The sequence below is a fragment of the Ensifer sp. EB106-03-01-XG145 genome (assembly GCF_058792075.1).
In genome coordinates this window covers 403243-428979 of sequence record NZ_JBYTEC010000002.1, presented here as the reverse complement: position 1 = coordinate 428979, position 25737 = coordinate 403243, and the positions used below count along the sequence as shown (strand labels likewise).

Genomic DNA, 25737 nt, shown 5'->3' with positions numbered 1-25737 from the left:
ATAGGAGAACGACCATGACAAAGCTCTTTCATCCGTTTCTCCTCGGAACGGCGATCGCCCTCACGCTGGCCGCTGTGCCACTCAACGCGTCTTTCTCGCAGACACAGACGCCGGCGGAACAGGCGCCAGCGGATCAAATGGCTGCGGGTCTCGATGCCTATGCGGCCGACGAAGATCCGCCGGTCTTCGATGATCCCGCCAAGGCGGTCGACGAATTCAAGGCGAAGCTCGCCGCCAATGACTTCGACGGTCTGGCGAAGCTTCTGGGGCTCAGTGCGGAGAAGCTGAAGGCCGGTGAAGGGGCGATGGATACCTTCGCGCTCATTCGTGAAGGTGCCGCCCGCAATGTCGTCGTGCGCGACCTCGAAGGGCGCAAGATCATCCAGCTCGGCGATCGGCTCTGGCCCCTGCCCTTCCCGATCACCAAGGGCGATGACGGCAAATGGGCTTTCGACACCTATGTCGGGCTCGAGGAGATCGTCAATCGCCGCGTCGGCGAGAACGAGCTCGAGGCGATCGATACGGTACAGGCCTATGTCGATGCGCAGAAGGAATACGCCTCGCAGGATCGCGACGCCGATGGCGTGCTCGAATACGCCCAGAAGCTGATCAGCACACCTGGCCAGACGGACGGGCTCTACTGGCCGGCCGATCAGGGCGATGGCGAAAGTCCGGTCGGCGACTCGATCAGCGAGGCAGCATTGGAAAAGGCGAAGGCTGGCCAAGGTTACTTCGGCTACCGCTTCCGCATCGTGACATCGCAAGGCGATAACATTGCCGGCGGCCAATATGACTATGTCATTAACGGCAACATGATCGGCGGTTTCGCCTTGATCGCCTGGCCGGTCAGTTATGCCGAGACCGGCGTCAAGACCTTCGTCGTCAACCAGCAGGGCATCGTCTACGAGCGGGACCTGGGGCCGAGCACCGAACAGATCGTGCCCTTCATCGATCGTTTCGATCCCGACGACAAATGGGACGTAGTCGCGGACTGAAGATTTGACGTCAGGAGCACTCGGAAACGTCAACGCCGCGCTCCGCCCTCGGCTACGGCATGCCCGCTACTGACCATGCTGGCCCCAGGGGGTAGGCTAACTGAGACTATCGTTCATAGGGAGTGTGAACTATGTTGGACAGAAAATTCTACGACAGCATTTCCGATCTCAGCCCGTTCGAAATCAAGGACGAACTGATCAAGCTCGCCAAGACGAGCTCGCAGCAATCCGCCAAGGCCTTCCTCAATGCCGGCCGCGGCAACCCCAACTGGACGGCGACACGGGCCCGTGAAGCCTTCTTCCTGCTCGGCCAGTTCGCGCTGACGGAAGCCAAGCGCGCCTATTACGACCCGAAGGCAGGTGTGGCCGGCATGCCGCCAAAGGACGGCGTCCATGCGCGGTTTGAGAAGTGGACGAAGAAGCAGCTGCAGAACACGGCCGACTGGGACGAAGAGGATGAAGGCATCCCCCCCGCAAAGACGCTCTCCGATGCGGTCAATTACGCCATCAAGACCTTCGGCTTCGACCCGGATGGCTTCCTGCACGAACTGACCGACTCGATCATCGGCGACAACTATCCCGTTCCCGATCGGGCGCTGCACCACAACGAGATTATCACCCATGAATATCTGATGTGGGCGATGTGCGCCGGGCATCGGCCGAAGGCGAAGTTCGACCTTTATCCCGTCGAAGGCGGCACCGCCGCCATGTGCTACATCTTCAAGGCCTTGAAGAACGCCCGTCTGCTCAACGCCGGTGACACGATCGCACTCGGCACGCCGATCTTCACGCCCTATCTCGAAATGCCGGAACTGGAGGACTACAACCTCAAGACCATCAATGTCAGCGCCGAGCAGGAAGACCGCTTCCAGTTCACCGACGATGACATCAAGGCGCTGGAAAACCCCGAGGTGAAGGCGCTGTTCCTAGTCAATCCCGGCAACCCGTCCGCCGTTGCGATGGATCCGGATTCGATAAAGCGCCTTGTCGATCTCGTCAACAACAAGCGTCCCGACCTGATCGTCCTAACGGACGACGTCTACGGCACCTTCGTTCCGGGCTTCCAGTCCCTGCTCGGACATCTGCCGCGCAACACCATCGGCGTCTATTCCTATTCGAAGTACTTCGGCTGCACCGGCTGGCGCCTCGGCGTGGTTGCCGTTGCCCAGGACAACATCTTCGACGAGAAGATCAAGGCCCATGCCGAGCCTACCCAGAAGCTTCTGGAAAAGCGTTACAAGGCGATGACGCCGAAGCCGCGCGAGGTGAAGTTCATCGACCGCATCGTCGCCGACAGCCGCGACGTGGCGCTGAACCACACCGCCGGCCTGTCGCTTCCCCAGCAAGTGATGATGACGCTCTTCAGCCTCGTCGAGCTGATGGATGTCGAGAAGGCCTACCAGAAGGCCTGCATCGCCATCTGCACGAAGCGGTTCTGGAACCTGATCGAAGGCATGGGCGTCGAGTCCAACCCGGGCATCTATTTCGACCACTATTACGGCATCATCGATTTCGAGTTCTGGCTGCGCAAGTATGTCGGAGAAGATGTCGTCACTTGGGTGAAGGACAACATCCACCCGCTCGACATTCCGTTCCGGCTCGCCGAGGACCACGGCATCGTGCTCCTCAACGGCTCCGGCTTCGATGCGCCGAGCTGGTCGGCGCGCGTTTCCTTCGCCAACCTCAATGACGATGCCTATTCGCAGATCGGCCGCGCCGTGCGCTCCGTGGCGCGTGGCTATGTGCAGACCTACCAGGCGGCCAAGGGCCTGAAGATCAGCTAGCAAAAAGAAGCGGCCGGCAGCCACGCCGGCCGCTTGCTTACAGCTGCCGAGACGAACATATGGAAGCCGTGGCGGTGAGCTTCTCGCGTTAGTTCGATCTTGAAGGCTTGACAGGGCGCGGTATTGGCAAGGATTTACTTTGGCCAGCTATCCTTAGCTTAAGGGCCGCGAGTTGGTCACTGGCAGTCGTCACCACTGCCTTGCGCGACCATTTTTCCGTTTCGGAGCCTCAAACAATCAATGGTAGTGTCAACCGTGAGAATGCGGATACGATATGGGTCCGACGCGATGCTGACTGTCGTCCCGCCGCTCGGCCGCTTGCATAGGTGGGCCGAACCGGTCCAGCTGCAATTCATCTCTTCGGCGCTCTTGAAGATATTGTAGCCATTTGCCCGAAGCGCACGCTGCACGTTTTCCCGCACGTTCAGTGTAACGGAGTTCTCATTCCCGTTGGTCGGCCCATTGTTTTCGTTTGAAGACGACTTCGCTTCTGCCCTTCTGCGGCGCTCCTCTTTGAGAATGGCGATCTCGGCCTTTGCTCGTTCTGCCGCCGCTTCTGCAGCGATTGCCCGCCGTTCCGCCAGGTCCGCCCGTTCGGCTTCGCTTTCGGCACGGGCAACCGCGTCACGTTGTGCGTTCGCCGAAGCTTCAAGCTCGCTGGCGCGACTTACCTCCGCTCCATCGAATATGGCTTCAGTCGCCTCGGCGTGCGCCAAGCACTCCTCTACAAGCGCCGCGACGCGCGACCGAGCCTCCATCGGGCGGTCCAAAAGATCTGCGGCGAACTCCTGCTTCGCAGCCTGGGCGCGTTCTGCAGCTGCGGACGGACCAACTCGGCCTCGCATGAACTCGAGCGCGCGCCTCACAATGTCCTGAGCATCGTTATACCCTTCGACATAACTCCCGTAGTCACTGCCTGCTTCCAATCGGGAAGCGCAAGATTGAAGGCTGGTGACCAGTTCCGCCTCTGAGGTGGAGGCCACGACGATTGTTGGAGCGAGTGCGGTCGCCAGGAGCATAGCGAGAGCGCGAGTGGACATGCACGTAGATTTCAAGTCACTCACCTTTCGATCTTCTCAGTTGCCTTGCCGGGCTTCGCGCCCGTTCGCGCCACGACGGCGGGAAGCGGTCCCCCCGCTTCTTCGGTTACGTGTTATCCTTTTTTTGGGTGAGCATCGTTAGCACTTCCGCCTGCAAATCCAGGCAGATTTGATGATACTCATGTATCAAATCCTCACGCCTCGACATCTCTCGCTCGAGATTGTCGAGTGTCGTCGACGCCAAGGCGTAGGCCTCGAAAAGTTCACGGCTGTAATCATCCATAGCACTCCGCAATTGCTCGCGGTGATGTGGCAACACCATAGCCAGCCGAGCCCGCCCCAGTTCCAACAAGCTCATGCGCCCTCCAATGACCATGCACGCAGGATTACTCATTGCATTGCTAACGACGGAAGTGCTCGCCCGCATGAGGGCAGATGGCGCCAAACACACCGCCTCGAACCCTAAATCTTCCGCGACGTCGGGAAACATCATTGCTCGTTACGAGAAAAGGGGAAGTACGTAACAGTTAAACCGGGACTCGGGCGCCGCTGCTTCCAGTGTATGCTATGTCTTGCCTGACCTCAAAAAGGGTAAGGCCGACGATGCGCAGTGTGCGTTGGGATTGGGGGGACTTGGGCGTAGCAACCAAGCCGGCAGAACGCGAGAGGAGCGGCAATGACTCTGGCCGGATCGTTGTGCCGGATTAACGACCTGCCCTGTCGAGCCCAAAATGCCACCAACGAAAGCGCTGCGGTGCCAGGCTTTGGACCCGAGAACAGCCAGCCGTCATCGTCCGAATGCGCCAACAGCCATAGCTTCAATTTTCAACACGCATCAATTGGCGGCATGTTCATTGATTGAAACTTTACGCCCTGTTTGCGGTTTGCTTCCATGCCGTCCCAGAGACGGCGCTGTTACCGTTACCGACTTTTGCTAAAACGTATGCGGCGTCTCCACCCCATTGATTTTGCGGTTGCAACGGTCAGGTCTATCGCTTGCGGATGTCCCGTGAGCTCATCGAAGAGTCCCTGACGAGCTCACTATGAGGCGCTGGTCCGTTGCGCGTAGGCCCATGGCATGAGGGCGTCGATATCTTTCGCGAGATGACCATTGGCCAGGCTGATGAAGAGATCTCGCAGGTAGGCGTAGGGTTCGACGCCATTCATTTTGCAGCTGCCGATCAGGCTGGCAAAGCGGGCCCAATTTCGGCCACCCTCGTCATGGCCTGCAAACAGCGCGTTGCGGCGGTTCATGGCCGGGCTGCGTATGGCGTTTTCGACCAGGTTTGAATCGATGTCGACGCAGCCGTCATCGAGGAACAGCCGGAAGCCGTCTTGTCGTCTCAGCATATAGGCCATAGCCACGCCGAGGTCGGACTTGCGCGAGACGCGCGCGGCCTGCGCAGACAACCAGGTGAAGAACTCATCGACTAGCGGACGGGACAGGTTCTGGCGCACAGTCTGGCGGTGTCCGGGATCACGGCCTCGGATGCTGTCCTCGATTTTGTAGAGAGCGGCGATACGCAGCAACGCCTCGTCGAGGTGGCGTCGCCTTAACGGCTTGGTTGGGATCGACTTGGTATTCGGGTTGTCATGACCGAAGCTGCTCATGTTCACTTCAGACGCCACCGCTTTCCCGCTGAGATCATTGCCCACGCCGTATGGCTCTATTATCGGTTCCCGCTCAGCCTACGCGACGTCGAAGATCTGTTGGCTGAGCGCGGCATCAACGTTTCATTCCAGACGGTCTCGGAATGGGCGACGAAATTTGGCCTGAAGTTCGCTCATCAGCTCAGACGACGCTCACGCGGCCACTTTGCCGACAAGTGGCAGCTCGATGAGATGGTGGTGACGATCAAGGGAAAGAAATCCTGGCTGTGGCGTGCCGTCGATGCAAACGGTTACATCCTCGATGCCCTGCTGCAAAGCCGAAGGAACAAGGCAGCCGCCCTGCGTCTGATGCGTAAGCTGCTCAAGGACCAAGGTATCGCCCCGCGCGTGATGGTGACCGACAAGCTGCGTTCCTATTCGGCCGCAAAGGCCGAGTTGATGCCAGGCGTCGAGCATCGCTCGCATAAGGGATTGAACAACCGAGCTGAGAATTCTCATCTGCCGCTACGGCGGCGAGAGCGACGTATGATGCGGTTCAAGTCCGCACGACAGTGCCAGCGTTTCGTCTCAACTCACGGCCAGATCGCCAATCTTTTTCCTCTTCACCGGAAACACTTGAACGCCACCGACCATCGCCAGCTTCGCACTCACGCCATCTCGATCTGGCATGAAATCGCTGGCTCGATAGCTGCCTGAAACACGGCACACATCCTCAACGCTGGTTCCCTACAGTTAAGGCGACGCCACCGTTCGCGTGGTTGTCTTGGTACGGTCGTCCATTACGATCAGGTCGCCGATTAGATTGTTCCGCCTCATTCTTCTGGTCCCATAGTGGGAGGGCCACGCAGGCCGATCCCGGAGAGAAGCGCGATACTGCGAAGACATCAATCAACCATAGCTACGGACAGTCAGAAGGTGCTTGACCTCACCACGCCGAATAGAGAAGACAACACCATCTGGAAGCCCAGAGCGTGATCATCCTTAGAACAAGGAACAAGCGTGACTTGCGGCTCGGCTTTCGTCGATCGGAGTCATGCCGGCCGCTTTGGACTCTCAGAGACCGATAACTTCTCTGGGGTCAGGCGGCACGCAGGAGTGGTGGCTTGGGCTTGAAAATCGAGGGCATGTTCGGCTCTGGCTGCCGGAACCGTGTTCTCAAACGATCGCGAAGTTCGCTTCGTTCTTCCCCTGGATCGTGATCGTCCATTCCACCGCCACCGTCGCCTCCTCCTTGAGCAAAGCGATGGTCATGAACCACTCGGGACTAACAATCCGTGCTCAACCCCTGAGAAGTTACCGGTCTCACATCACAGCAACTAGCCGTGCAGGGCACGTGGGAGCACTATTCTGTCCGACCCGAAGGCGACGTCCGAGCTTAAGTCTGTCAACGGCAGCACTGCGCCTTCAAGTCGGACACTGAGCAGAGCACGGTGGTATCCCAGAAGCGGACATGCATAGATGCCGCCGTGCTGCAGGTTTGTGCCACTTGCAGACCTTACCTCGGAAGCTGCGATCGACGCGTTTCGACCCGAAGCTGCCCTTCACCGGCCAGAAGTTAGCTACGCAGCTCTCGCATATATTTCTCGAGCACCTTGATAGCTTCGGCGCGGCCAGCACCTCTTAGTGCCGCGACGTCGATCTCAAGCCGCAATCCCTCCTGGATGTGGCAAACCATTCCGGCGGGAACTTGTTGATCGTCCCGAATGCCAAGAACCCGATACGACGGAATAGGGTGCGAAAAGCCTTTCATCGTCAGCGGGGGCAGCTCTTCAGTCTCTATCTCGTCCTTGACGAGCGCATAGGTCTCGTGCGCCAGCAGGATGCCTTCCAGGTCGGCATGCGCCTGAAGGCGCGAGGCAAGATTCACTTCGCCGCCGATGATCGTATAGTCCATTCGATCCTCGCTGCCGAAATTGCCGACGGTGCAATAGCCAGTATTGATACCGATGCGCAGATGGAACGGCAGTTTGAAACCGGCGTTGGCCCATTCCGCCTGCAGCCCCTGCATCCGCTTCTGCATTGCTATCGCCATCCTGACACATGCGAGCGCATCCTGCTTAATACCCTTTGATTCCGGGTCGCCGAAAAACGCCAAGATGGCATCGCCAACATACTTATCGATCGTTGCGCCGTGTTCCAGTGCGATCCTAGCCATCTCAGTGAGGTAATGATTGAGCAACTCGGTCAATTCCTCGGATTCGAGCTTGTCGGTCGTCGCTGTGAAATCAGCGATGTCGGAGAAAAAGACGGTGAGCTTTTTTCGAATTGAGGAGATCTCAACATTTTGTTTGCCCGAGAAGATCGACGCATAGACCTGCGGGGAAAGGTACTTGGATAACTTGCTGGACAAGGATTCGAGCATGCGATTCTGCTCACCCACGCGTTTGCTCGCTTCCTCGGCTTGATGCCTGGCGCTTTCGGTCGCTGTATGCAGCCGCGCATTCTCAAGGGCGATCGAGGCGAGCTGACCAAAGCGCTTCAGCAGTTCCACCTCTTCATCGCCGAACTCGAGCGCGGAGGCATCGTCATACGCGATGCCGAGCACACCAACGATCATCTCGCCGGATTTGAGCGGCACCCCCATGATCGCCCGAATGGTAACATCCATCTGAGCTGCGGCCGCAGCGCGCCCCGACCAGTTCTGGTAATCGTTGATCACGAGCGGGTCGCCGGTGTCCCAGACCGTCCCGGCCACGCCCTCGCCTCTGGACAACCTCTGGCCAATGTGCGTGGTATAGACCCCGACCCCAACCATGCGCTCGAGTGCCTCGCCCGACTTGTCCACGAGATAGACATAGCCATGTTCGGTTCCGAGCAATTGCGCTGAGCGAGCGGTAAGATCTGACAGAAGCTCGGTAAGGTCCAGGCGGGCAATCAGGCCGAGGGAGGTATCGTGCAGGGCACCCAGATACTCGCTCTGGCGGCGAAAACGTCTTGCCACGGTCTCTTGCTCTTTGCGGCGGCACTCCAGATCCTCAAGGTTTGCGCCGAGCTGCGCGGTCATGCTGTTAAAGGTCGCCGCCAATTTTCCAATCTCGTCTCGGGATTCGACGTTGGCACGCGCCGCAAGGTCGCCTCTGCGTACCCGATCGGCTACGCTGGTCAGTCGCTGAACTGGGCCGGCAATGTTCTCTCGAAATATCATGCCGAGGAGCAGCCCCAGCAGGATAGCCGATGCTCCAACCGAGATTATTATCCGTTGCGCTCTTACGAGCTGATCCCTGCCGCTGCCCAGATCGACTTGCAAGCGTTGTTGCTCCTGCTTGGCAATGCTGTCCAAAAGCTCAAGCATCCGTTCCGCAGGCGGAACGGCCTGCGTGCGGAAAAGAAAAAGATCCTCACGGGCATGCTCGCCTTCCACCGCCTCGAACATTTTGGGCGGAAGATCCAGGAAAGCGGTGCGGCTTTTCGAAATTTTTTCGACCAAGGTGATCTGATTGGGCGCCAATGCATTGCTCTTGGCTACATGTGACCACGCAGTTTCGTTGATGGTCAGGTTCGTCTGGTACTCGTATTTGAAACTGTCCCTCCCGGTTGTCACATAACCGCGTAGCCCCGCAACCATTGCGTAAAACGAGCTTTGAAACGACGAAATCTCTACGAGTAGCGCTGTGTTGGCCGGCGTTGCTTCCCGGTTTTGCTGGGTTAGCATCATGGCCTTGGCCGATCCCACGATCGTTGCAATGAGCGGATTGGCGTCGGTTATGAGAATTTTAAGTGCCGGCTCCCGACGCAATTGATCGTTTCTCAGTTCGAACAGTTGATCAGGCAATGGTTGCCACGCCACAAGCTTATCGCTGAATTCCCGCATCGCCTGCTCTACATCGCCGCCCTCGGCGCTCACTCTTGACTCGCCTCTCGCACGCAAGAGAGCTTCCAGCCTACGCATGTCCGCTCGGAATGCCTCGTTTGCCAGCCGGTAGCCGTCCCGATAGGTTTCATCACCCAGGGCTAGATAGCCCCTGACTTCGCCCAGCATACGCAGCAGATTCGCCTGCGCCTGCGCCGACACAACTGCGCTTGGCGCACTCAGATTGGTGGTTCTGTTGATATTGCGAACGGCTTCAATGCTGCCCAGATAATTCAACCCGACGACAAGCAGCAACAGGGCCACCAAAACGCCAAAGCCGATCGTCAGCTTGCCGCCGATATTGAGCCTTCGCAAAGCCGGCGCGACCGCTTGCGTGAGCATCGGCCAGAGAGTGAGGTGCGGGCGGGTTTTCTTGATACTCAGCTCTTCTGACACCATGCCTCCGTTTCCACTCAGCAAATCACTTCTTGCGGTGCCAGCTCGCGATGTTCCAGGTTTCGGAATCCCAGGGCGTTGGATCATAGCCGGCAATGTCGTTGCGAAGACCCGAGACGTAGCCCCACTCGACGAGCGGAATGACAGCGACGTCGCTGATCAAAAGATCATTCATCGCCACGAAAAGTCTGCGCCGTTTCTCCGGATCGATTTCCGTTGCCGAGGCTCGGAACAGCGCGTCGTAATCATCACTGCAGTAGCGGGCCCAATTCGATCCCGACCAGTTATTCGCCTTCTGCGCGGCTTCGGCGCAGGTCCAGCCAATCATGTAACTGCCGGGATCGGGGCCTTTGTTTCCATAGGCAAATTCCTCCAAATCCGAATAAAAGTGCCGTCTCGTGTTGGTGCTGGCTGAAGTTGCTCCCAAGAAGATGCTGGAATCGATCAGCTTGTTTTCTATCCGGACTCCGATCGAGGCCAAATCCGCCTCGATGATGTCCTGGGTTGTCTCTCGCATCGAGTTGAACGAAGTCTGGAAAACCAACGTGAGTGGTACACCGTCCTTATCCCGAACGGTGTCGCCATCGGTGTCGCGCCAGCCCGCCTCATCGAGCAGCGCGCGAGCCTTGTCGAGATTGAACTCCCAACTTGTACTTTGCGATGCGAAGGAAGCCGGTGCGACCAGAAGATTGGCCGTGGCACGGCCGCTCCTACCGTAAAGCTCGGCGATCTTCCCTCGGTCAATCGCGACGGCCAGCGCCTGTCGAACGCGCTTGTCGGTCAAAATCGGATGCGGAAATTGCGTGCTTGAGCGTTCGCCGTCGGCTGTCTCGCGTCTGGAATCGCTGAAGTTAAGCATGACGCGTTCGACATAGGAGCCCCAGTAAAGATCGACCCTGCCGATTCCCTTGGCCTCGAGCCGGCGGAGTTCAGCCTCGCCCACTTGGAGGTTCCAGGCATAATCGACGATGCCCTCGTTCAATACCGCGTTCGCTGCAGTACTGGCATCGCCGCCGCCCTCGAGTGTCACCTCCTTGAATTTTAAGATGGGACGATCGCGATACTCGGGATTCGGCTCGAAAATGATCTTGACCGTGTTGACGACGTCTTCGCCGATTAGAAGCACATCTTGGGTACGGAATTCCTTGAGGCGGTAGGGGCCGGTTCCGATCGCCGCCAAATTGGCCGGAGCATTGGTGGCATTCTTGTTGTTGTATCCGGCAAACACATGTTCCGGAATGATCATCCCCTGCACGCCGACAAAGGGCAGCGACCACGCAGGATTGACGTTTTTGAACGCGACCTTCACGGTCAGGTCGTCGAGTGCCTCAACTCTCTCGACCGATTTATACGACCCGGTGCTCGACGAACCTACGTCCCCGTTGGTGATGTAGGCATAAGTGAACAGGACATCCTTCGCTGTGAAGGGAACGCCGTCGGACCATTTGATGTTCGGTTTGAGCTTCCACGTAACCGATCTGCCGTCGGCGGCGACCTGACCGTTCTCGAGGGATGGAATCTCGGCAGCCAAAAAGGGGACCAGGTTGCCTTCCCTGTCAAAACTCGCCAGCGGCTCATAGACTATTCGGCTAGCGGTCTGATCCTTGATGCCGGGGGCCAGATGAGGGTTAAGTGTGCTCGGCGCCTGCCATAACAACAGTCTTAGCGTTTCGCTGTCCAAGTCCGTCGGCGTTGCACGTTGCGGCATGCACGCCAACAGCACCGCGACTATCACCAGAAAAAACGTCCCCCTAGAGCTAAAATTCATGTGATAACACCACCCCCCGCCGCGAAGCTTCTCGCATTGGTTGCTCCACCTCTATATTATTAGCAATCGCGCAATTTGATCCCGATGCGAGCTCTTGGCAATATAAAACGACTGAAGCCACGAGCTAAGTGAGGGCGTTGCGTTAGGCAAAAGTTCAGTTTCAAGGGGCCGAAAAGAAAAAGTTCAGGTGTCCGTTAGCGCCCTTTCGAGACGGAGCAATGCGGATACACATCCATTCAGACTACTTGAACCGAGAAGGCTGCAAAACTAAATTTTCGACGGGCGCATCGCGCGCTTTCCTTGTTGAAAACCAACGAATTCAGTGAGGTGGAAATGCACACGAAGATGTTTGACCGGCCAGTTTACCTGCGTGAAAGGAAGGATCTGGTCCTCGAAATCACCAATCTCGACGACGCGATCGATTTCCTTGAAGAGTGGTCCAAGGGAGATCGCGACATCATTCACGACGCGACCCTGAAGACGTGCTATTTGGCCCATGACGGGCACAAGCCGGTCCAGGTGGCGCGAGACGCACTGCGCTCCTTCGCGAAAATGAAGGGCATACTCGTGAAAGCCCCCGCGATTTTGCCGTGGATGGTCAAAACGAAAGCGGGTGGCGGTAGGATTTCGCCGTAAACAGACTACCAAGCTGAGAGGCTGCGCTAGCGGCCTCTCTTCGCCTCGTCCGTGACGAATCGGGCGTCAACCACCTAATCTCGGTGATCTTGTCGCTGCGCCCACCAAAGTGCGATAACGCGGGCATCATTCCAGTCGATACATGGCCTTTATCAACGAAAGACAGCAACAACCTTGCTGTCTAGGGATTGCCGTGCGATTCTTCGGGGATGATCCGAGGGAGATGAGAATGTCGGAAACGATGCTTGCAGCGCTTACCAACATTCGGACCGCGGAAGATATGATCGTGGCCTTTCGCGATGAGGAGCAGTGTCGGCGATTGCTGGAAAGCATGGTGTGGCCGGCCGGAAGAGTTTGCCCTGCCTGTGGCTACAAGCGCTCGATCGCGATCGCCGGGCGATATGAGCAAGCGGCGTGCGCGTCCGGGTCTCTATCAATGTTCCAGCGGCGGATGTCGGTTCCAGTTTACGGGTGACGACACACACACCGCTGCATTCCACAAAGCTTCCTTTGCGTGTCTGGCTGAAGGGCATGTGGCTTATTCTGCAGTCGGATAAAGGTTTGTCCTCGGTGCGTCTGGCCGAGGCTCTGGGGGTAAGCCAACCCACGGCCTGGCGGATGGGACACGCGCTGCGTCTCATGGCGGCGCGCGAGCGCATGCTCGATGGCTCGGTGGAGATCGACCATTTTTATCTCGGTGGACGAGCAAGATTAAATCCGGACGATCCACCACCTGGACGAGGCCGAAAAGGTCTACCGAATACCCAGAAGACGCCGGTCATGGTGATCGTGCAGCGGCCAGATGACGTCACACCCGGCACTCCGGCCGGTGACGCGCGTGCTGCGGTGGTGACTGGTCTTTCGCTACGTGCAGCGGCGCGCGCCGCCGAAGCGCAGATCGACCCCGACGCCTATTTGATGAGCGATGAGGCGACAGCGTTCATAGCCCTTGGCGAGAACTATGCCAGGCATGACACTGTGAAGCATTCCAGCCGCGAATACGTTCGTGACGCCGTTCATGTCAATTCGGTCGAAGGTTTCAATGCCCGCGTCCGCCGCACGATTGCCGGTGTCTTTCATCACATCAGCCCGCAGCACGCCGACCTGTATTTCCACGAGATCGGTTTCCGCTGGTCACAGCGCATTGTGACTGGCCAGGCTGTGCGGAAAAGCCGAAATGGCGTGGAACGCATGAAAACAATGTGGTCACGGGTACCGCCGGCGCTGCAACTGCTGCAGATCTTTCGCGCTGCGACCGGCCGGCAAATGCGCAGAAGCCAGGATGGTGGGATCATCGTCAAATCAGCAGTCGCTGTCTTTGGTTGATAAGGGCCCGATACATTATGCGATCCTGAACGCACAGAACGGGAACAAACGTGGCACAATCGTCATGTGAACCATTCGCAACTGAAACCAAGATTGGCTGATCGCTTCCAGTTTTCCGTCGAAAACCTGCACTTCCCGTCTGATTTTGACTAGCAGTGATGACGTCCCGGGGAGTGGGGTAGCATGAGCGCCGTGCTTTTCGGACGGAGCCGGGAATAGGTCACATTGCCGTAACGGGCAGGCTGATGAGCGGATCATCGCTCATCGCGCCGACGCGTTTTATTGGTCGCGACTAGAGAACCTGCGGCCATTGCTGGTGAGCGTGCATGACGGTGAGGATCTCGACGTCTCGACTTATGCGGTAGGGAATGATGTAGGGAATGTCGGCCAGCACGAGCTCGCGCGTGCTCTTGATACGACCAGGCCGCCCACTGGCAGGGTACTCCGCTAACGCATCCACGGCAGTGACAATCCGCGCCACGACGCGAGCCGCCGCATCCGGATCGTCTTTCTCGATATACGCGCCGATCTCACCAAGTCGCCGCAACGCCCGCAGCGTCCAACGAATACGCTTCCGACTCATGATTGGCGGGCAGACTTGACGTACTTCCTGACGACTTTCGCCACATCTTCATCGCTGGCGAACTCACCCCGGTCGGCCTCGGTCAACCCGGCTTCAATCTCGGCAAGCTGCCATTCCTGCTGCTCAACGAAAGCTTCGATGGCCTCTGCAGCCATATAAGAGCGGGACCGATCCAGCTTCTCAGCGAGCTGATCCAGCTTGCTCGCGGTTTCATCTTTTACACGCACGGTAAATGCAGCGGTCATGGGATCTAACCTTCCTTGGTTCACTTTGATTATCGGTGAACCGCACTGGTGCGTCAAGGTTCAAAACACGTCTTCAAAGCATCCGCTACGCGACTGATCCATCGGTTTTTCTGTGCTTAGAAACTTTCTGGTGGGGTAGCTCAATAGTCAGAGCCGTCGGCTCATAACCGATTGGTTGCAGGTTCGTGTCCTGCCGGGCCCACCATACCAGCATACTGATCGCCAAACGGCCAACACTAAGTTATTCAAAAAGAGCGGCCAGCCCCGGGTAAGCTGGGCAAGTGCCAGTCGATACATTATGGGATCTTAAAACGAGGATCAAACGCAAACATCCCCATTAGTCAGCCGGGGATGCGATGAATTTATACTGGAAGTGGTTGCGGGGTCTGATTATAACCCCAAGTGAAGCCGCTGCTGGTCAGCCTTCGCGGCCGGCCGTGAAAGCCGCATGGCGCTTGGCAAGCAACTCGGCAACCTCGTCGATGAAGGCAGGATCGACGTCGGCTGCAAACTCGATGCGGGCGTTCTTGCCGTCGCGCTTCAGCTTGGCAAAGGCCCGTCCGCCGGCGTCGACCATTGTTTCCGGCTTCATCGTTTCCACCTTCGGCTTACGCGACAAGCGGGTGAAGAGAATCTGGAACCGGTGGTCGCTTTCGGCTTCGAGGAAGCGGCGGGAGCGGCATTCTTCCTGCGCGGCCTGGACCGCGACCTCGTCTTCAAGCAGCGCACCAAACGCCATCCAGCGTTCGCGGCCGACCTTCGGTGCCGGGCCGATGGCGCGGGCTATTGCCGGCGGCACGCCTTCGGCCACCTGCATCAAACGCGACAACTCGCTCTTCTGAACGGCGAGCGCCTCACCGATCACCTTGCGGTCGAAGCCGCGGTCGGCAAGCGCGGAGGCAAACATTGCCCGCTCGATGAAAGAGAGGTTGCGCCGTTCGGCGTTTTCCTTGCCCTGGGCGAGCACCAGCTCGTCGTCGGTCAGCGGCCGGACGATTGCCTTGACCTTGATGCCGAGACTGCGCACGGCGTTGAGGCGCCGATGGCCATAGGCCGTCTGGTAGTGGCCCTGCTTCTCCGGATGCGGGCGCACCAGGATCGGCGACTGCTGGCCGCTGTCGCGAATGCTGTCGGCAAGGGCCAGGAAGTCCGGATCGTCAGTTTCACCGTCGGTCAGGCGATCCTCGACGAAGGATGCATCGATCAGATCCGGATCGAGTTCGACGACACGCTCGCCCTGCGTCAGGGCTTCGCGCAGCGCGCGCGCCTCTTCCGCCTCGCGGGTGATGCTGCCGAGCGAAAGGCCCATGGCCTTGATCGCGCCGGACGCGGCGCGGGGAACTTCGGCAAGCGGTGCCTTGGCGGCCACGGGCCCGGCGGGCTGAGCGCTCGTTGCAGTGGCAGGCTGCGTTTCATCAGCCGGCGCGGCCGGACCTGCCGGCTGGACGTTGCCGGAGAAGAGGGCGCGCAGTTCGTTCTTGCGATTGCCAGCCATTCGATCAGCGCCCCCATGCCGCATGAATGAGTGCTTCGATCTCGCCGTTGACCGAGTTCAGCGATTCGACCGCGCGGTCGTAGGTGGCGCGCGTAAAATTCTCGCGCCCGACCTCGTAAAGCGTCTGCTTCGTCAGCCCGGCGTCCGAGACCGCCGTCGATTTCACCATGGCCGAGGTCAGAACCCTCTCGCCGAAGAGGGAGCGCATGAAGCCGACAATCTGTGCCTGCGGCCCGTCGTTCGGCTCGAAGCGGGTGACGAGATAGCGCAGGAAGTCGAAATTCAGTTCGCCGCCCGCCTCGCGCACGACGCTTAGGAGATCGGACGTCATGTAGAGGAACTGGTTCATCGAGGCGACGTCGAGCATCTGCGGATGCACGGTGACGATGACGGAGGTCGAAGCGCAAAGGGCCGAGAGTGTCAGATACCCGAGCTGCGGCGGGCAGTCGATGATGACGACATCATAGTCATCGGCGACGCTGGCGAGTGCTGTCTGCACGCGGGCAAAGAACAGCGGGCCGGCATCGCTGCCATTGTGGCGGGCGCTCAGCGCCTGTGGGGTCGTGTGCTCGAATTCCTGAAGCTCGAGATTGCCGGGCACGAGATCGAGGCCGTCGAAATAGGTCTTGCGGATGATGTCCCGCAGAGGACGCGCTTCGGCGTCGTAGCGGATCGCGCCATAGAGCGTGTCATTGCCGGTGAGATCAAGTTCTGGCTGATACCCGAAGAGGGCGGAAAGCGAGGCTTGCGGATCGAGGTCGACGGCGAGCACGCGATGGCCTGTCATGGCGAGATACTGCGCGATGTGCACCGACGAGGTCGTCTTGCCGGAGCCGCCCTTGAAGTTGGTGACAGAGATCACCTGCAGGTGCTCACCTGCTTCCCGGTCACGCCACTTGAGGTAGCTACGCGCCTTGACGGCATTGCCCTTGGCCAGCGCCTGTTCGGCGAGATGACGGCGAAGCGCGTTGATGTCGGAGAGCGAATAGGACCGGCGACCGCCGAGCCCCGTATCCGGCTGTGGGCCCTCGCCGGCAAGCGAAAGCTGGCGCAGATACCCGTCGGAGACACCGATCAGCTTAGCCGCCTCGCCCGAGGTGAAACTGCGAAGCGTCTTCATCGCCGTCGGCGGGAAGAGCCGCTCGCGCATGGCCTTCAACTGGTCGGAAAGCGCGCGCGCATCGGCCGCGATCGCTTCGTCGGCCGGACGGCGAGCCTTGGAGTGATCCGCGTCCTGCCTTGCCTGGGTTGCCGTCATCGTCATTTCGCCCTACTCCTTGCATGCATCGCGGCACAACGCTGCGGCGATGCACTAACAGAGATTTAATCCAAATACGGCCAATCAGCACTTATTCGAAAAACTCCGTAACAGAGATGCCGGAGCTTCTGATTCGCGTCAAGACTTCGACCGCGATCGGCGGCAATGGCGAGCAACACGCTGGGGGTGCCAATCTCGCAAAAGAAAACGCCCGCGACGGCGGCGCGGGCGTTCGACAAAACCGTCAAATCGGCAATGAGAGCTTGGGGCCGATGTGATCCGGGATCGGGCACTGATAGGGTTTATCCTCTGTTTTTTCGCGCCACTCCACATTTGCGCGCGCCAGCAGATCGACATCGAGGATCAGATCGAGCCCCGTTGCCGCCAATGATTTCGCCGCATGGGCGAAAGCCTTGTGCGCGGCCGGGCTCTTGCCCTGCGCCACCACCTGCCGGGTGTGCGGCGCGGTGCCGATCGCCCAGGCGGGTGCCCAGCACTGCGCAGTCGGGGTGATCCAGCTCACATCGCCGACATCGGTCGAGCCGGCACGGAAATGTGACTGCCCCTCGAAATCGCGAAGGCCGAGATGCAGGCCCGTCGAACCGTCGAGACGGCTGTTGGCGAAGACGTCGCCCTTGATCTGGTAGAGCCGGATGCTGCTCGATATCGCCTCCGGCGTCAGCGTCTTCTGGATCTCCTTGGCAAAGGCGATGTCGGCCTCGTCGAAAGGCACCGGGCCGAGCGCCGCCATGTTCTGATGGATCGCCGTTTCAAGGGCAATGTTGGGCAGAAGGTTCGTTGCCGCGCGATCGAAGACGATCTCGACTTCGGTCTCGGTCATCATCGCCGCGCCCTTGGCGATCTTGTCGATCCGCGCAGCCAGCGCCAGTGCTTCCGGCATCTGCGGCGCCCGCACCAGATAGAGCGCCTCGGCACGCGCCTGGACGACGTTTGCCGCCTTGCCGCCGGCATCGGTGATCGCATAGTGCACACGGCAATCCTGCGGCATGTGCTCGCGCAGGAAGTTGACGCCGACATTCATCAGTTCCAGCGCATCGAGCGCGCTGCGGCCGAGATGGGCACCGTTGGACGCATGCGCCGCCACACCCTCGAAGCGGCGGTAGATTTCGAGCACGGCGAGATTGTTGGTCGAGCGACCGCCGTTGAAAGGTGCCGGATGCCAGGTCAGCGCCGTATCGACATCGGCGAAGACGCCGGCGCGCGCCATGAAGGTCTTGCCGGAACCGCCCTCCTCGCCGGGGCAACCATAATAGCGTATCGTGCCCGGCAGCCCGTTGTCCTTCAGGTAGCGGGTAAGCGCGACGGCAGCGAGCACGAACCGGTGCCGAGCAGGTTGTGGCCGCAGCCATGACCCGTACCACCCTCGATTTCTGCCTGCGCTTCGGCGACGCCGGCCACTTGGCTCAAACCGGCCAGCGCATCGAGGAAGGCGGTTCGTTCGAACATCCGCTAGCTCCCGTGTTTACGGGAAGGCGATCCGGCAAGAAAGGGGTGCGACACCGAGCGTAGCGAAATCGATCGCCGAACGGCTCGCCATTGGTGAGGAGCGCGCGAACGCGCTCCTCAGGGATTCACCGATCAGGCATTGGCCTGCACCGGATGGTTGAAGCGCTCGGCAAAAACCTCGATCGAGCCACGACCGAAGCTGCGCAACTGCCGTCGCGTAAGAACAGCCATCACGCGTGCCGCCGTCGAGACGGTCATCGCATCGAGCGGACCTTCACCGCTCCAAGGCTTGTTCAGCCGGTCCGTGACGATGCCGAGGAGGTTCGCCGGCATGATGTCGGTACAAGGTTTCATCCAATCGAAGACTTCGCTGATCGGAAGCAGCTTACCTTCGAACGCAACGAACGGCTCGGGCATGTTTGCGCCCCAGTCGTCATAGGCCTCCAGAGCATCGCGAAACAGGTTCTGCAGCGTGATGGAGGCGTGCCCTTCATGTAGAGCAGGCAGGAAATTCGTCATTTGTGTCTCCTTCAGTGGTTAAGGCCGGGAAACGCGAATGGCCAATTCTGTCAGCATGTGTTTGTGTTCGTGCCGGGTGGCCGATACTCTGTGGCCACGCGACTGGTTGAACTGCAGGCGATGACGCAATGCGCAAATCGGGTGATAGTCCCTGAGCCGCAGTCAATTTTGGCGGGAAATCGGCACGCACGCACGCCGCATGCCGCGACCAAGGTTTTCCCCCGCGGCCTCCCCCCGACTCGATATTAACGATCCCGCCCCAAAGGTAAACACCGGGCCGCCATCGCGGCAGAAACGAAAATCTAAAATCGATAATTTCTATAGAATATACTATCTTACCCGGCTCTGCCAGATAATTCACTGATATGCACCTCAATCGACAGGGAGCAGTCACATGGGAACGATCTCGCGGCTTTCCGAGAAAACACGAGCCCCGGCGCACCGGATCGAGAGCGAAGAGGAAGCGCTGTCGATCGCCCACGAACTGGCGGCGGAAATTGCGAAGAGCGCCAATGTGCGGGATACGGATCGCATCCTGCCCTTCGACGAGCTCGATGCGCTGGCCCAATCCGGCCTGCTCGCGATCACCGTGCCGCCGGAATACGACGGCATCGACGTCTCCAATGCAGTTCTGGCGGAGATCACCGCCATCCTCTCGGAAGCAGACAGCTCGATCGGCCAAATCCCGCAGAACCACTTCTACATTCTGGAAGCGCTGCGCACCGATGGCACCGAAGAGCAGAAGGCGTTCTTCTTCGGCCGTGCGCTTGCCGGCGACCGTTTCGGCAACGCCCTTTCCGAGCGCGGCACGAAGACCGTCGGCGACTACGCGACGCGGTTGACGCCCGATGGTCCCGGTTTCCGGCTGAACGGGCGCAAGTATTATTCGACCGGCGTGCTGTTTGCCGAATGGATCGTGGTCTTCGCTCTGGATCCAACCGACAAGCTGACCATGTCGTTCTTGCCGCGCGGCGCCGAAGGATTGCAGATCATCGACGACTGGGACGGCTTCGGCCAGCGCACGACCGGCAGCGGCACGACCGTGCTGCAAAATGTCTATGTCACCGCCGATGCGGTGGTGCGCCATCACCGCGGCTTCGAGCGCCCGACGACGATCGGCTCCGTCGGCCAGATCATTCATGCCGGCATCGACCTCGGCATCGCCCGGGCGGCCTTTGCCGAAACCCTCAATTTCGTACGCGATCATGCGCGGCCCTGGATGGACAGCGGCGTGGAGAAAGCGGCCAACGACCCGCTGACGATCGCCCGCATCGGCCAGCTCGCCATCCGCCTGGAGGCGGCAACCGCGACCGTCGAATGCGCCGGCAAGAAGGTCGATGTCGCCCAGATCAACGGCACCGAGGAAAGCGTCGTCGAGGCAACGCTTGCCGTTGCCGCGGCGAAGGTTCTGACGACCGAGATCGCTTTGGAAACGAGCAACACGCTCTTCGAACTCGCCGGAACCGCCTCGACGAAGATCGGGCTCAACCTCGACCGGCATTGGCGCAACGCCCGCACCCACACGCTGCACGACCCGGTGCGCTGGAAGCATCACGTCGTCGGCAACTACCACCTGAACGGCGTCAAGCCGCCGAAGAACGGCGCACTTTGATCCCATTGACCGCGCACAAGCGGCCCGAGGCGTGACCAACGCTTCGGGCAACGCCCAACCTTGCCCGAAGGAGAACTCCATGAGTCGTGAAATCCGGCTGAATGCCTTTGACATGAATTGCGTCGGCCATCAGTCGCCGGGGCTCTGGACCCATCCGCGCGACCAGTCCTGGCGCTACAAGGACCTCGACTATTGGGTGCATCTGGCAAAAACGCTCGAGCGCGGCAAGTTCGACGGCCTTTTCATCGCCGATGTGCTCGGCGTCTACGACGTGCTGAACGGCAACGCAGACGCGGCTCTTCGCCATTCGGCCCAGGTTCCGGTCAACGACCCCTTACAACTGGTGCCGACGATGGCCCATGAAACGGAACATCTGGGTTTCGGCCTGACGGCGTCGCTTTCCTTCGAGCATCCCTACACCTTCGCCCGCCGCATCTCGACACTCGATCATCTGACCAAAGGGCGCATCGGCTGGAACATCGTCACCTCCTACCTGAACAGTGGCGCCCTCAATGTCGGCCAGGCGCAGCAGACGCGCCATGACGACCGCTATGATCTCGCAGAGGAATATCTGGAGGTCTGCTACAAGCTCTGGGAAGGCAGCTGGGAGGACGGTGCCGTCGTCCGCGACCGTGCAACCGGCATCTTCACCCATCCCGACAAGGTGCACCCGATCAATCACCGCGGCCGCCACTTCACCGTCCCCGGCATCCACTTGAGCGAGCCTTCGCCGCAGCGTACGCCCGTGCTCTACCAGGCTGGCTCTTCGAGCAGAGGCAAGGACTTCGCCGGGGCCCACGCCGAGTGCATCTTCGTCGCCGCGCCCTCAAAGACCGTATTGAAACGCTATGTCGTCAATGTCCGGGAGGCGGCAGAGCGCGCCGGTCGCAACCCGCGCGAAATCCTTGCCTTCAATCTGCAGACGGTGATCCTCGGCGAAACCGATGCCGAGGCGAAGAAGAAGTTCGACGAGTACCGCAAGCACGTCTCCTACGAAGGCGCTCTGGCGCTGATCTCCGGCTGGACGGGTATCGATTTCGGCCAGTTTGCCCCGGACGAACCGCTGCGCCACCGCTACACCAATGCGGTGCAATCGGCCGTCGAGACCTTCACGACGATTGATCCGGATCGGGTGTGGACGGTGCGAGAGATGGCCGACTGGGTGGGCATCGGCGGCTTCGGACCGGTTTTCGTCGGCTCGCCCTCGACCGTTGCCGACCTCATGCAGGAATGGGTCGAGGAGACCGATGTCGACGGCTTCAATCTGGCCTATGCGGTAACGCCCGAGACTTTCGAAGACGCCGTCGATCTGCTGATACCGGAACTGCAGAAACGCGGCGCCTACAAGACCGACTATCGCGAAGGCACGCTCAGGGAAAAACTCTTCGACGCCGGGCCAAGGCTCGTGGCGCCGCATCCGGGCGCCGGCTATCGGGACATCGGCGGAACGAAATCGGCGATCGCGGCTTCCGCTTAGGGCGGGGCCATCCAAGAAACGCCGCCGGGACCTGGTCCAGGCGGCGTTTTTCTTTCAGGCCGAGGCAATCGCGCCTGCGGGGCAGGCTCAGCTATAAAGGCTTACCGGCGGGATCCGGCCGTTCAATGCGAAATCGCCAACCTCGCGCGCCTTGTAAGCGACCGGATCGTGCAGCGTGTGAGTGCGGACATTGCGCCAGTAGCGGTCAAAGCGATAGTGCCCTGCCGTGGCGCGTGCGCCCATCAGCTCGAAGACCTTCGTCGTCACGTCGAGCGAGACATGGGTCGAGTGCACCTTGGCCGCATAGGCCTCGATCGCCGCTTCGCCGCGCGACTCGGCCGTCACCGACCTCCCCTGCGACAGTGCCGCCTCGACCGAAGCTGCGGCCACATCGGCCAGCGCGACCGACGCCTTCACGCTCGCCTGGAGTTCCCCGATCCGTTCGAGGATATAGGGGTCATCGCCGGCGCGTTCGACACCCGATGTCACCCAGGGACGTGTCGTGGTGCGGACGTAGTCGAGGGCCGATGCAAGCGCACCTTCCGCCGTGCCGAGGTAGAAATTGACGAAGACGAGCTGGATCAGCGGCGTGTTGAACGTCGCCTGCACCGCTGGCGGATCGGAGGGGTCGGCAAGCGGCAGGATGAAATCACGATCGTAGACCGGGAAATCACGGAACTCGACGCTACCGCTGTCCGAGAGGCGCTGGCCGATATTGTCCCAGTCGTCGTTGGTGATGTAACCCGGCCGGTCGGTCGGCACGACGAAATTGGCAATTTTACCCTCGATCGCAGCGTTGACGTTAATGCGGTCGGAGACATGCGCGCCGGTCGAAAATGTCTTGCGGCCGTTCAGCACATAGTGGCCACCACGCCGTTCCAGCATGAGGCCGGGATCGCGCGGGTTGACCGCGGCACCCCAATAGAGCTGCCGCTCGACGGTCTCCGCCCCAAGCACCCAGGCCTGCTTCGGATCGGCAGCGGCCCAGTAGACATATTGGCTGTTGACGTAGTGGTAGCCAAGCAATTGGCCGATCGAGCTTTCGCCGCGCGCGATGATGCGCACCAGCCGCAGCCCGTCGACCCAGCTCAAGCCCGCACCGCCAACCTCCGGCGAATGCAGCGCGGTCAGAAGACCGGCCTGACGGAGCGCCTCGACCTCTTCCCGCGGCGGCGCTCCGACGCGGTCGAGTTCGGCGCCACGGCGGGCAAGATCCCTAGACAGCGTCTCGGCGCGGGCAAACAGCTCCCGCCGTTTTTGATCATGTGCGCTGTTGTCGGCCGCCACCGGCTCTTTGAGGAAATGTACGTTGCTCATCCGCCTCTCCATGGTTGAGGCGAAATAATGCACATATTATATAGATTATAACAGCAATACAGTTCCACAGCTGCACGGCCGTTGGAAATGTCCTACCCGACGCGCCGCCTCAGCCCGCCTCGGCATCGCGCAACGCCACGATCTCGGAGGCGTTGTCATTGGCGGCGAACTGCTCCAGCGTCATGTTGTCGAGGATCGAGGCGATCGCGTCGCGAACATTGCTCATCGACTTGCGCACATGACAGTTGACCGGATCGGCGCAGTCGTCGCAGGCCTCGAAGGCGGTGCGGCTGGCACAGCGGATCGGCGCCAAGGGCCCATCCAGCGTCCGGATGACCTGGCCGATGCGGATGTCGGAGGCTGGTCGAGACAGAGAATAGCCGCCGCCCGGGCCCTTCTTCGAGCGCAGGATTCCGGCATTGCGCAGTTCGAGAAGGATCGCATCCAGGAACTTCTTCGGAATATTGTTCCGCGTGGCGATCTCGGTGATGAAGGCGGTCTCTCCTGGCTCCAGTTGAGCAAGGTCGACAAGGGCCTTGAGCCCGTATTTTCCTTTTTTGGTCAACATGTCACTTCGCTTTCGTGAACAAGAAGGCCGCCACAAATCCGCTCCTCGGGCAATTGCCGGAGGCAACGGGTTGTGACGGCCGCACTCTTTCGCTTAGAATGTCCTACACCCAAACCGCACCATTCTCAAGAAATTACGTAAGTTACTGCATAGATTTAGTGCGCTTTCTCGGCGCTTTCATGGCAGAGACGGCGATTTCTCATAAATGAGCCTTCGGTGGATTGAGGTTCGGTCCGCGGCGCCAGCACCTGCGCACGCGTGACACCTGACACCAGAGATGCCGGTAGCGGGTGATCAAACCGTGAGATGTCGTCGGGCCTCGGCCGTATCCAACGTCTCTGGCGGCCCCTCGTGCACCACGGCGCCGCGGTCCATGATGTAGACGTGATCGGCAAGTTCCCGGCAGAAATCCAGATATTGCTCGACCAGCAGGATCGCCATTCCGGTCGAATCCCGGAGGTAACGGATCGCGCGGCCGATATCCTTGATGATCGAAGGCTGAATGCCCTCGGTCGGCTCGTCAAGCACCAGGATCTTCGGCCGTGTCACCAGCGCCCGGCCGATCGCCAGTTGCTGCTGCTGCCCGCCGGAGAGGTCGCCTCCGCGGCGCCCAAGCATCGAGCGAAGAACCGGGAAGAGATTGAAGACGTCCTCCGGTATCGAGCGATCGCCCCGCTTCAACGGGGCGTAGCCGGTTTCGAGATTCTCCTTCACCGTTAGCAGCGGAAAAATCTCACGGCCCTGCGGTACATAGCCGATGCCTTCCTTGGCACGGCGGTAGGGCGCCATACCCGCGAGTGCCACGCCGTTGAAGCCGATCGCGCCGGCGCTAACCGGATGCTGACCGGTAACGGCCCGGAGCAGGCTCGACTTGCCGACGCCGTTGCGGCCGAGCACGCAAGTGATCCTGCCCATCTCGGCGGTGATCGACACGTTGCGCAGCGCCTGAGCGGCACCGTAGTGAAGATTGACGTTTTCGACGCTCAGCATGGCGCGCCCTCCTATGACGTTTGCTGGATGGGGCATTACCGGCCGAGATAGTTCTCGATGACCTTCGGGTCGCTGCTGACGAAGTCGATCGAGCCTTCCGCCAGCACCGCGCCCTCGGCAAGGCAGGTGACCTTGACCCCCAATTCGCGGATGAAGCCCATGTCGTGCTCCACAACGACGACGGATCGGGTCTTTGCGATCTCCTTGAGCAGGACGGCAGTCTCGGCCGTTTCCGCATCCGTCATCCCAGCGACCGGCTCGTCGACCAGAAGCAGTTCCGGCTCCTGGGCAAGCAGCATGCCGATCTCCAGCCACTGCTTCTGGCCGTGCGAAAGGTTGGCGGCGAGATCGTCGCGACGCGTAGAAAGCCGGACGGTCGCAAGGATTTCCTCGATCCGGGCTTTGTCCTCGGTCGTCAGCCGATAGAACAGCGTCGCGAAGACGCCTCGTCTTCGGTTCAAGGCGAGTTCAATATTGTCCCACACCGTTTGGCTTTCGAAGACCGTCGGCTTCTGGAACTTTCGGCCGATGCCGAGCGAGGCGATCTCCGCCTCGTCCTTCTTCGTCAGGTCGATTTCACCTTTGAAAAACACCTGCCCCTCGTCGGGCCGCGTCTTGCCGGTGATGATGTCCATCATCGTCGTCTTGCCGGCCCCGTTCGGGCCGATGATCGCCCGCAGTTCGCCAGGTTCGATGACGAAGGAGAGCGCGTTCAGCGCCTTGAAACCGTCGAAGGAGACGGAGACGCCGTCGAGATAGAGAAGGCTGGTCGGTTTGGTCTGGCCGATCGTCTGGTTCAT

General features: G+C 60.0%; 20 protein-coding genes, 1 tRNA gene and 3 pseudogenes. 9 read left to right on the top strand and 15 right to left on the bottom strand.

From position 1 onward, the window contains the following. Nucleotides 1-14: 14 nt before the first annotated feature. Nucleotides 15-995 (top strand): DUF2950 domain-containing protein, encoded by a 981-nt coding sequence (locus AC3WWH_RS10550; RefSeq protein ID WP_492376977.1) that lies wholly within the window; start codon nucleotides 15-17, stop codon nucleotides 993-995. Between the two features lie 131 nt (nucleotides 996-1126). Continuing rightward, nucleotides 1127-2779: a bifunctional aspartate transaminase/aspartate 4-decarboxylase gene (locus tag AC3WWH_RS10545; protein ID WP_058322958.1), complete on the top strand. Its 1653-nt coding sequence runs from the start codon at nucleotides 1127-1129 to the stop codon at nucleotides 2777-2779. A 176-nt stretch (nucleotides 2780-2955) separates the two neighbouring features. On the opposite strand, the gene AC3WWH_RS10540 is transcribed toward AC3WWH_RS10545, so the two are convergent. Together AC3WWH_RS10540 and AC3WWH_RS10535 are read right to left on the bottom strand one after the other, a co-directional pair. Continuing rightward, complete coding sequence (locus tag AC3WWH_RS10540; RefSeq protein WP_156433124.1) at nucleotides 2956-3798, bottom strand: hypothetical protein; 843 nt, start codon at nucleotides 3796-3798, stop codon at nucleotides 2956-2958. 127 nt (nucleotides 3799-3925) lie between these two features. Further along, nucleotides 3926-4177 carry a hypothetical protein gene (locus tag AC3WWH_RS10535; protein WP_058322989.1) on the bottom strand — a complete coding sequence of 84 codons (252 nt, stop codon included), beginning with the start codon at nucleotides 4175-4177 and terminating at the stop codon, nucleotides 3926-3928. A 318-nt stretch (nucleotides 4178-4495) separates the two neighbouring features. Between AC3WWH_RS10535 and AC3WWH_RS10530 the strand changes: the two genes are divergently transcribed. Further along, nucleotides 4496-4681 carry a hypothetical protein gene (locus AC3WWH_RS10530; RefSeq protein ID WP_156433123.1) on the top strand — a complete coding sequence of 62 codons (186 nt, stop codon included), beginning with the start codon at nucleotides 4496-4498 and terminating at the stop codon, nucleotides 4679-4681. A gap of 179 nt (nucleotides 4682-4860) precedes the next feature. Here AC3WWH_RS10530 and AC3WWH_RS10525 read toward each other — a convergent pair. Beyond that, a pseudogene (locus AC3WWH_RS10525) lies at nucleotides 4861-5361 on the bottom strand (IS66 family transposase); the annotation flags it as partial. 51 nt (nucleotides 5362-5412) lie between these two features. On the opposite strand from AC3WWH_RS10525, the gene AC3WWH_RS10520 reads away from it, so the two are divergent. Then, nucleotides 5413-6126, top strand: a complete 714-nt coding sequence (locus AC3WWH_RS10520; protein WP_058322955.1) for an IS6 family transposase — start codon at nucleotides 5413-5415, stop codon at nucleotides 6124-6126. Between the two features lie 859 nt (nucleotides 6127-6985). Here AC3WWH_RS10520 and AC3WWH_RS10515 read toward each other — a convergent pair. Next, nucleotides 6986-9679, bottom strand: coding sequence for an adenylate/guanylate cyclase domain-containing protein (locus AC3WWH_RS10515; RefSeq protein ID WP_058322954.1), 2694 nt, complete (start codon nucleotides 9677-9679; stop codon nucleotides 6986-6988). Nucleotides 9680-9701: 22 nt separating this feature from the next. Further along, nucleotides 9702-11444, bottom strand: a complete 1743-nt coding sequence (locus AC3WWH_RS10510) for a peptide ABC transporter substrate-binding protein (RefSeq protein WP_058322953.1) — start codon at nucleotides 11442-11444, stop codon at nucleotides 9702-9704. Nucleotides 11445-11777: 333 nt separating this feature from the next. Here AC3WWH_RS10510 and AC3WWH_RS10505 point away from each other — a divergent pair, with 333 nt between their 5' ends. Then, nucleotides 11778-12080 (top strand): DUF982 domain-containing protein, encoded by a 303-nt coding sequence (locus tag AC3WWH_RS10505; RefSeq protein WP_058322952.1) that lies wholly within the window; start codon nucleotides 11778-11780, stop codon nucleotides 12078-12080. A gap of 229 nt (nucleotides 12081-12309) precedes the next feature. Next, nucleotides 12310-13406: pseudogene (locus AC3WWH_RS10500) on the top strand (IS1595 family transposase). 292 nt (nucleotides 13407-13698) lie between these two features. On the opposite strand, the gene AC3WWH_RS10495 reads toward AC3WWH_RS10500, so the two are convergent. Together AC3WWH_RS10495 and AC3WWH_RS10490 are read right to left on the bottom strand one after the other, a co-directional pair. Continuing rightward, the gene (locus AC3WWH_RS10495; RefSeq protein WP_058322951.1) at nucleotides 13699-13989 is read right to left on the bottom strand and encodes a type II toxin-antitoxin system RelE/ParE family toxin; all 291 of its coding nucleotides are present in this window, start codon (nucleotides 13987-13989) and stop codon (nucleotides 13699-13701) included. Beyond that, the gene (locus tag AC3WWH_RS10490; RefSeq protein ID WP_010875306.1) at nucleotides 13986-14234 is read right to left on the bottom strand and encodes a CopG family ribbon-helix-helix protein; all 249 of its coding nucleotides are present in this window, start codon (nucleotides 14232-14234) and stop codon (nucleotides 13986-13988) included. The genes AC3WWH_RS10495 and AC3WWH_RS10490 overlap by 4 nt, the downstream gene beginning before the upstream one ends. A gap of 132 nt (nucleotides 14235-14366) precedes the next feature. On the opposite strand from AC3WWH_RS10490, the gene AC3WWH_RS10485 reads away from it, so the two are divergent. Further along, a tRNA-Ile gene (locus tag AC3WWH_RS10485) sits at nucleotides 14367-14439 on the top strand. A 213-nt stretch (nucleotides 14440-14652) separates the two neighbouring features. Here AC3WWH_RS10485 and repB read toward each other — a convergent pair. The 4 genes and pseudogenes from repB to AC3WWH_RS10465 form a co-directional block, all read right to left on the bottom strand. Continuing rightward, nucleotides 14653-15729, bottom strand: a complete 1077-nt coding sequence (gene repB, locus AC3WWH_RS10480; RefSeq protein ID WP_058322950.1) for a plasmid partitioning protein RepB — start codon at nucleotides 15727-15729, stop codon at nucleotides 14653-14655. Between the two features lie 4 nt (nucleotides 15730-15733). Further along, nucleotides 15734-16987, bottom strand: a complete 1254-nt coding sequence (gene repA, locus AC3WWH_RS10475) for a plasmid partitioning protein RepA (RefSeq protein WP_113399039.1) — start codon at nucleotides 16985-16987, stop codon at nucleotides 15734-15736. Nucleotides 16988-17231: 244 nt separating this feature from the next. Next, a pseudogene (locus AC3WWH_RS10470) lies at nucleotides 17232-18430 on the bottom strand (amidohydrolase); the annotation flags it as partial. Nucleotides 18431-18586: 156 nt separating this feature from the next. After that, nucleotides 18587-18973 carry a BRA0787 family protein gene (locus tag AC3WWH_RS10465; RefSeq protein WP_057251743.1) on the bottom strand — a complete coding sequence of 129 codons (387 nt, stop codon included), beginning with the start codon at nucleotides 18971-18973 and terminating at the stop codon, nucleotides 18587-18589. 394 nt (nucleotides 18974-19367) lie between these two features. On the opposite strand from AC3WWH_RS10465, the gene AC3WWH_RS10460 reads away from it, so the two are divergent. After that, nucleotides 19368-20585: an SfnB family sulfur acquisition oxidoreductase gene (locus AC3WWH_RS10460; protein WP_113399037.1), complete on the top strand. Its 1218-nt coding sequence runs from the start codon at nucleotides 19368-19370 to the stop codon at nucleotides 20583-20585. Nucleotides 20586-20664: 79 nt separating this feature from the next. Then, nucleotides 20665-22062 carry an LLM class flavin-dependent oxidoreductase gene (locus AC3WWH_RS10455; protein ID WP_113399036.1) on the top strand — a complete coding sequence of 466 codons (1398 nt, stop codon included), beginning with the start codon at nucleotides 20665-20667 and terminating at the stop codon, nucleotides 22060-22062. Nucleotides 22063-22149: 87 nt separating this feature from the next. Here the strand turns inward: AC3WWH_RS10455 and AC3WWH_RS10450 are convergent, their stop codons facing one another. The 4 genes from AC3WWH_RS10450 to urtD all read right to left on the bottom strand — a co-directional run bounded on the left by AC3WWH_RS10450 (nucleotide 22150) and on the right by urtD (nucleotide 25737). Continuing rightward, entirely contained in the window at nucleotides 22150-23379 is a 1230-nt protein-coding gene (locus AC3WWH_RS10450; protein ID WP_113399035.1) for an acyl-CoA dehydrogenase family protein, read from the bottom strand. A 109-nt stretch (nucleotides 23380-23488) separates the two neighbouring features. Then, complete coding sequence (locus AC3WWH_RS10445; RefSeq protein ID WP_029742909.1) at nucleotides 23489-23947, bottom strand: RrF2 family transcriptional regulator; 459 nt, start codon at nucleotides 23945-23947, stop codon at nucleotides 23489-23491. Between the two features lie 294 nt (nucleotides 23948-24241). Continuing rightward, nucleotides 24242-24937 carry an urea ABC transporter ATP-binding subunit UrtE gene (gene urtE / locus AC3WWH_RS10440; RefSeq protein WP_057251746.1) on the bottom strand — a complete coding sequence of 232 codons (696 nt, stop codon included), beginning with the start codon at nucleotides 24935-24937 and terminating at the stop codon, nucleotides 24242-24244. A 35-nt stretch (nucleotides 24938-24972) separates the two neighbouring features. Next, the gene (gene urtD, locus AC3WWH_RS10435; protein WP_058322946.1) at nucleotides 24973-25737 is read right to left on the bottom strand and encodes an urea ABC transporter ATP-binding protein UrtD; all 765 of its coding nucleotides are present in this window, start codon (nucleotides 25735-25737) and stop codon (nucleotides 24973-24975) included.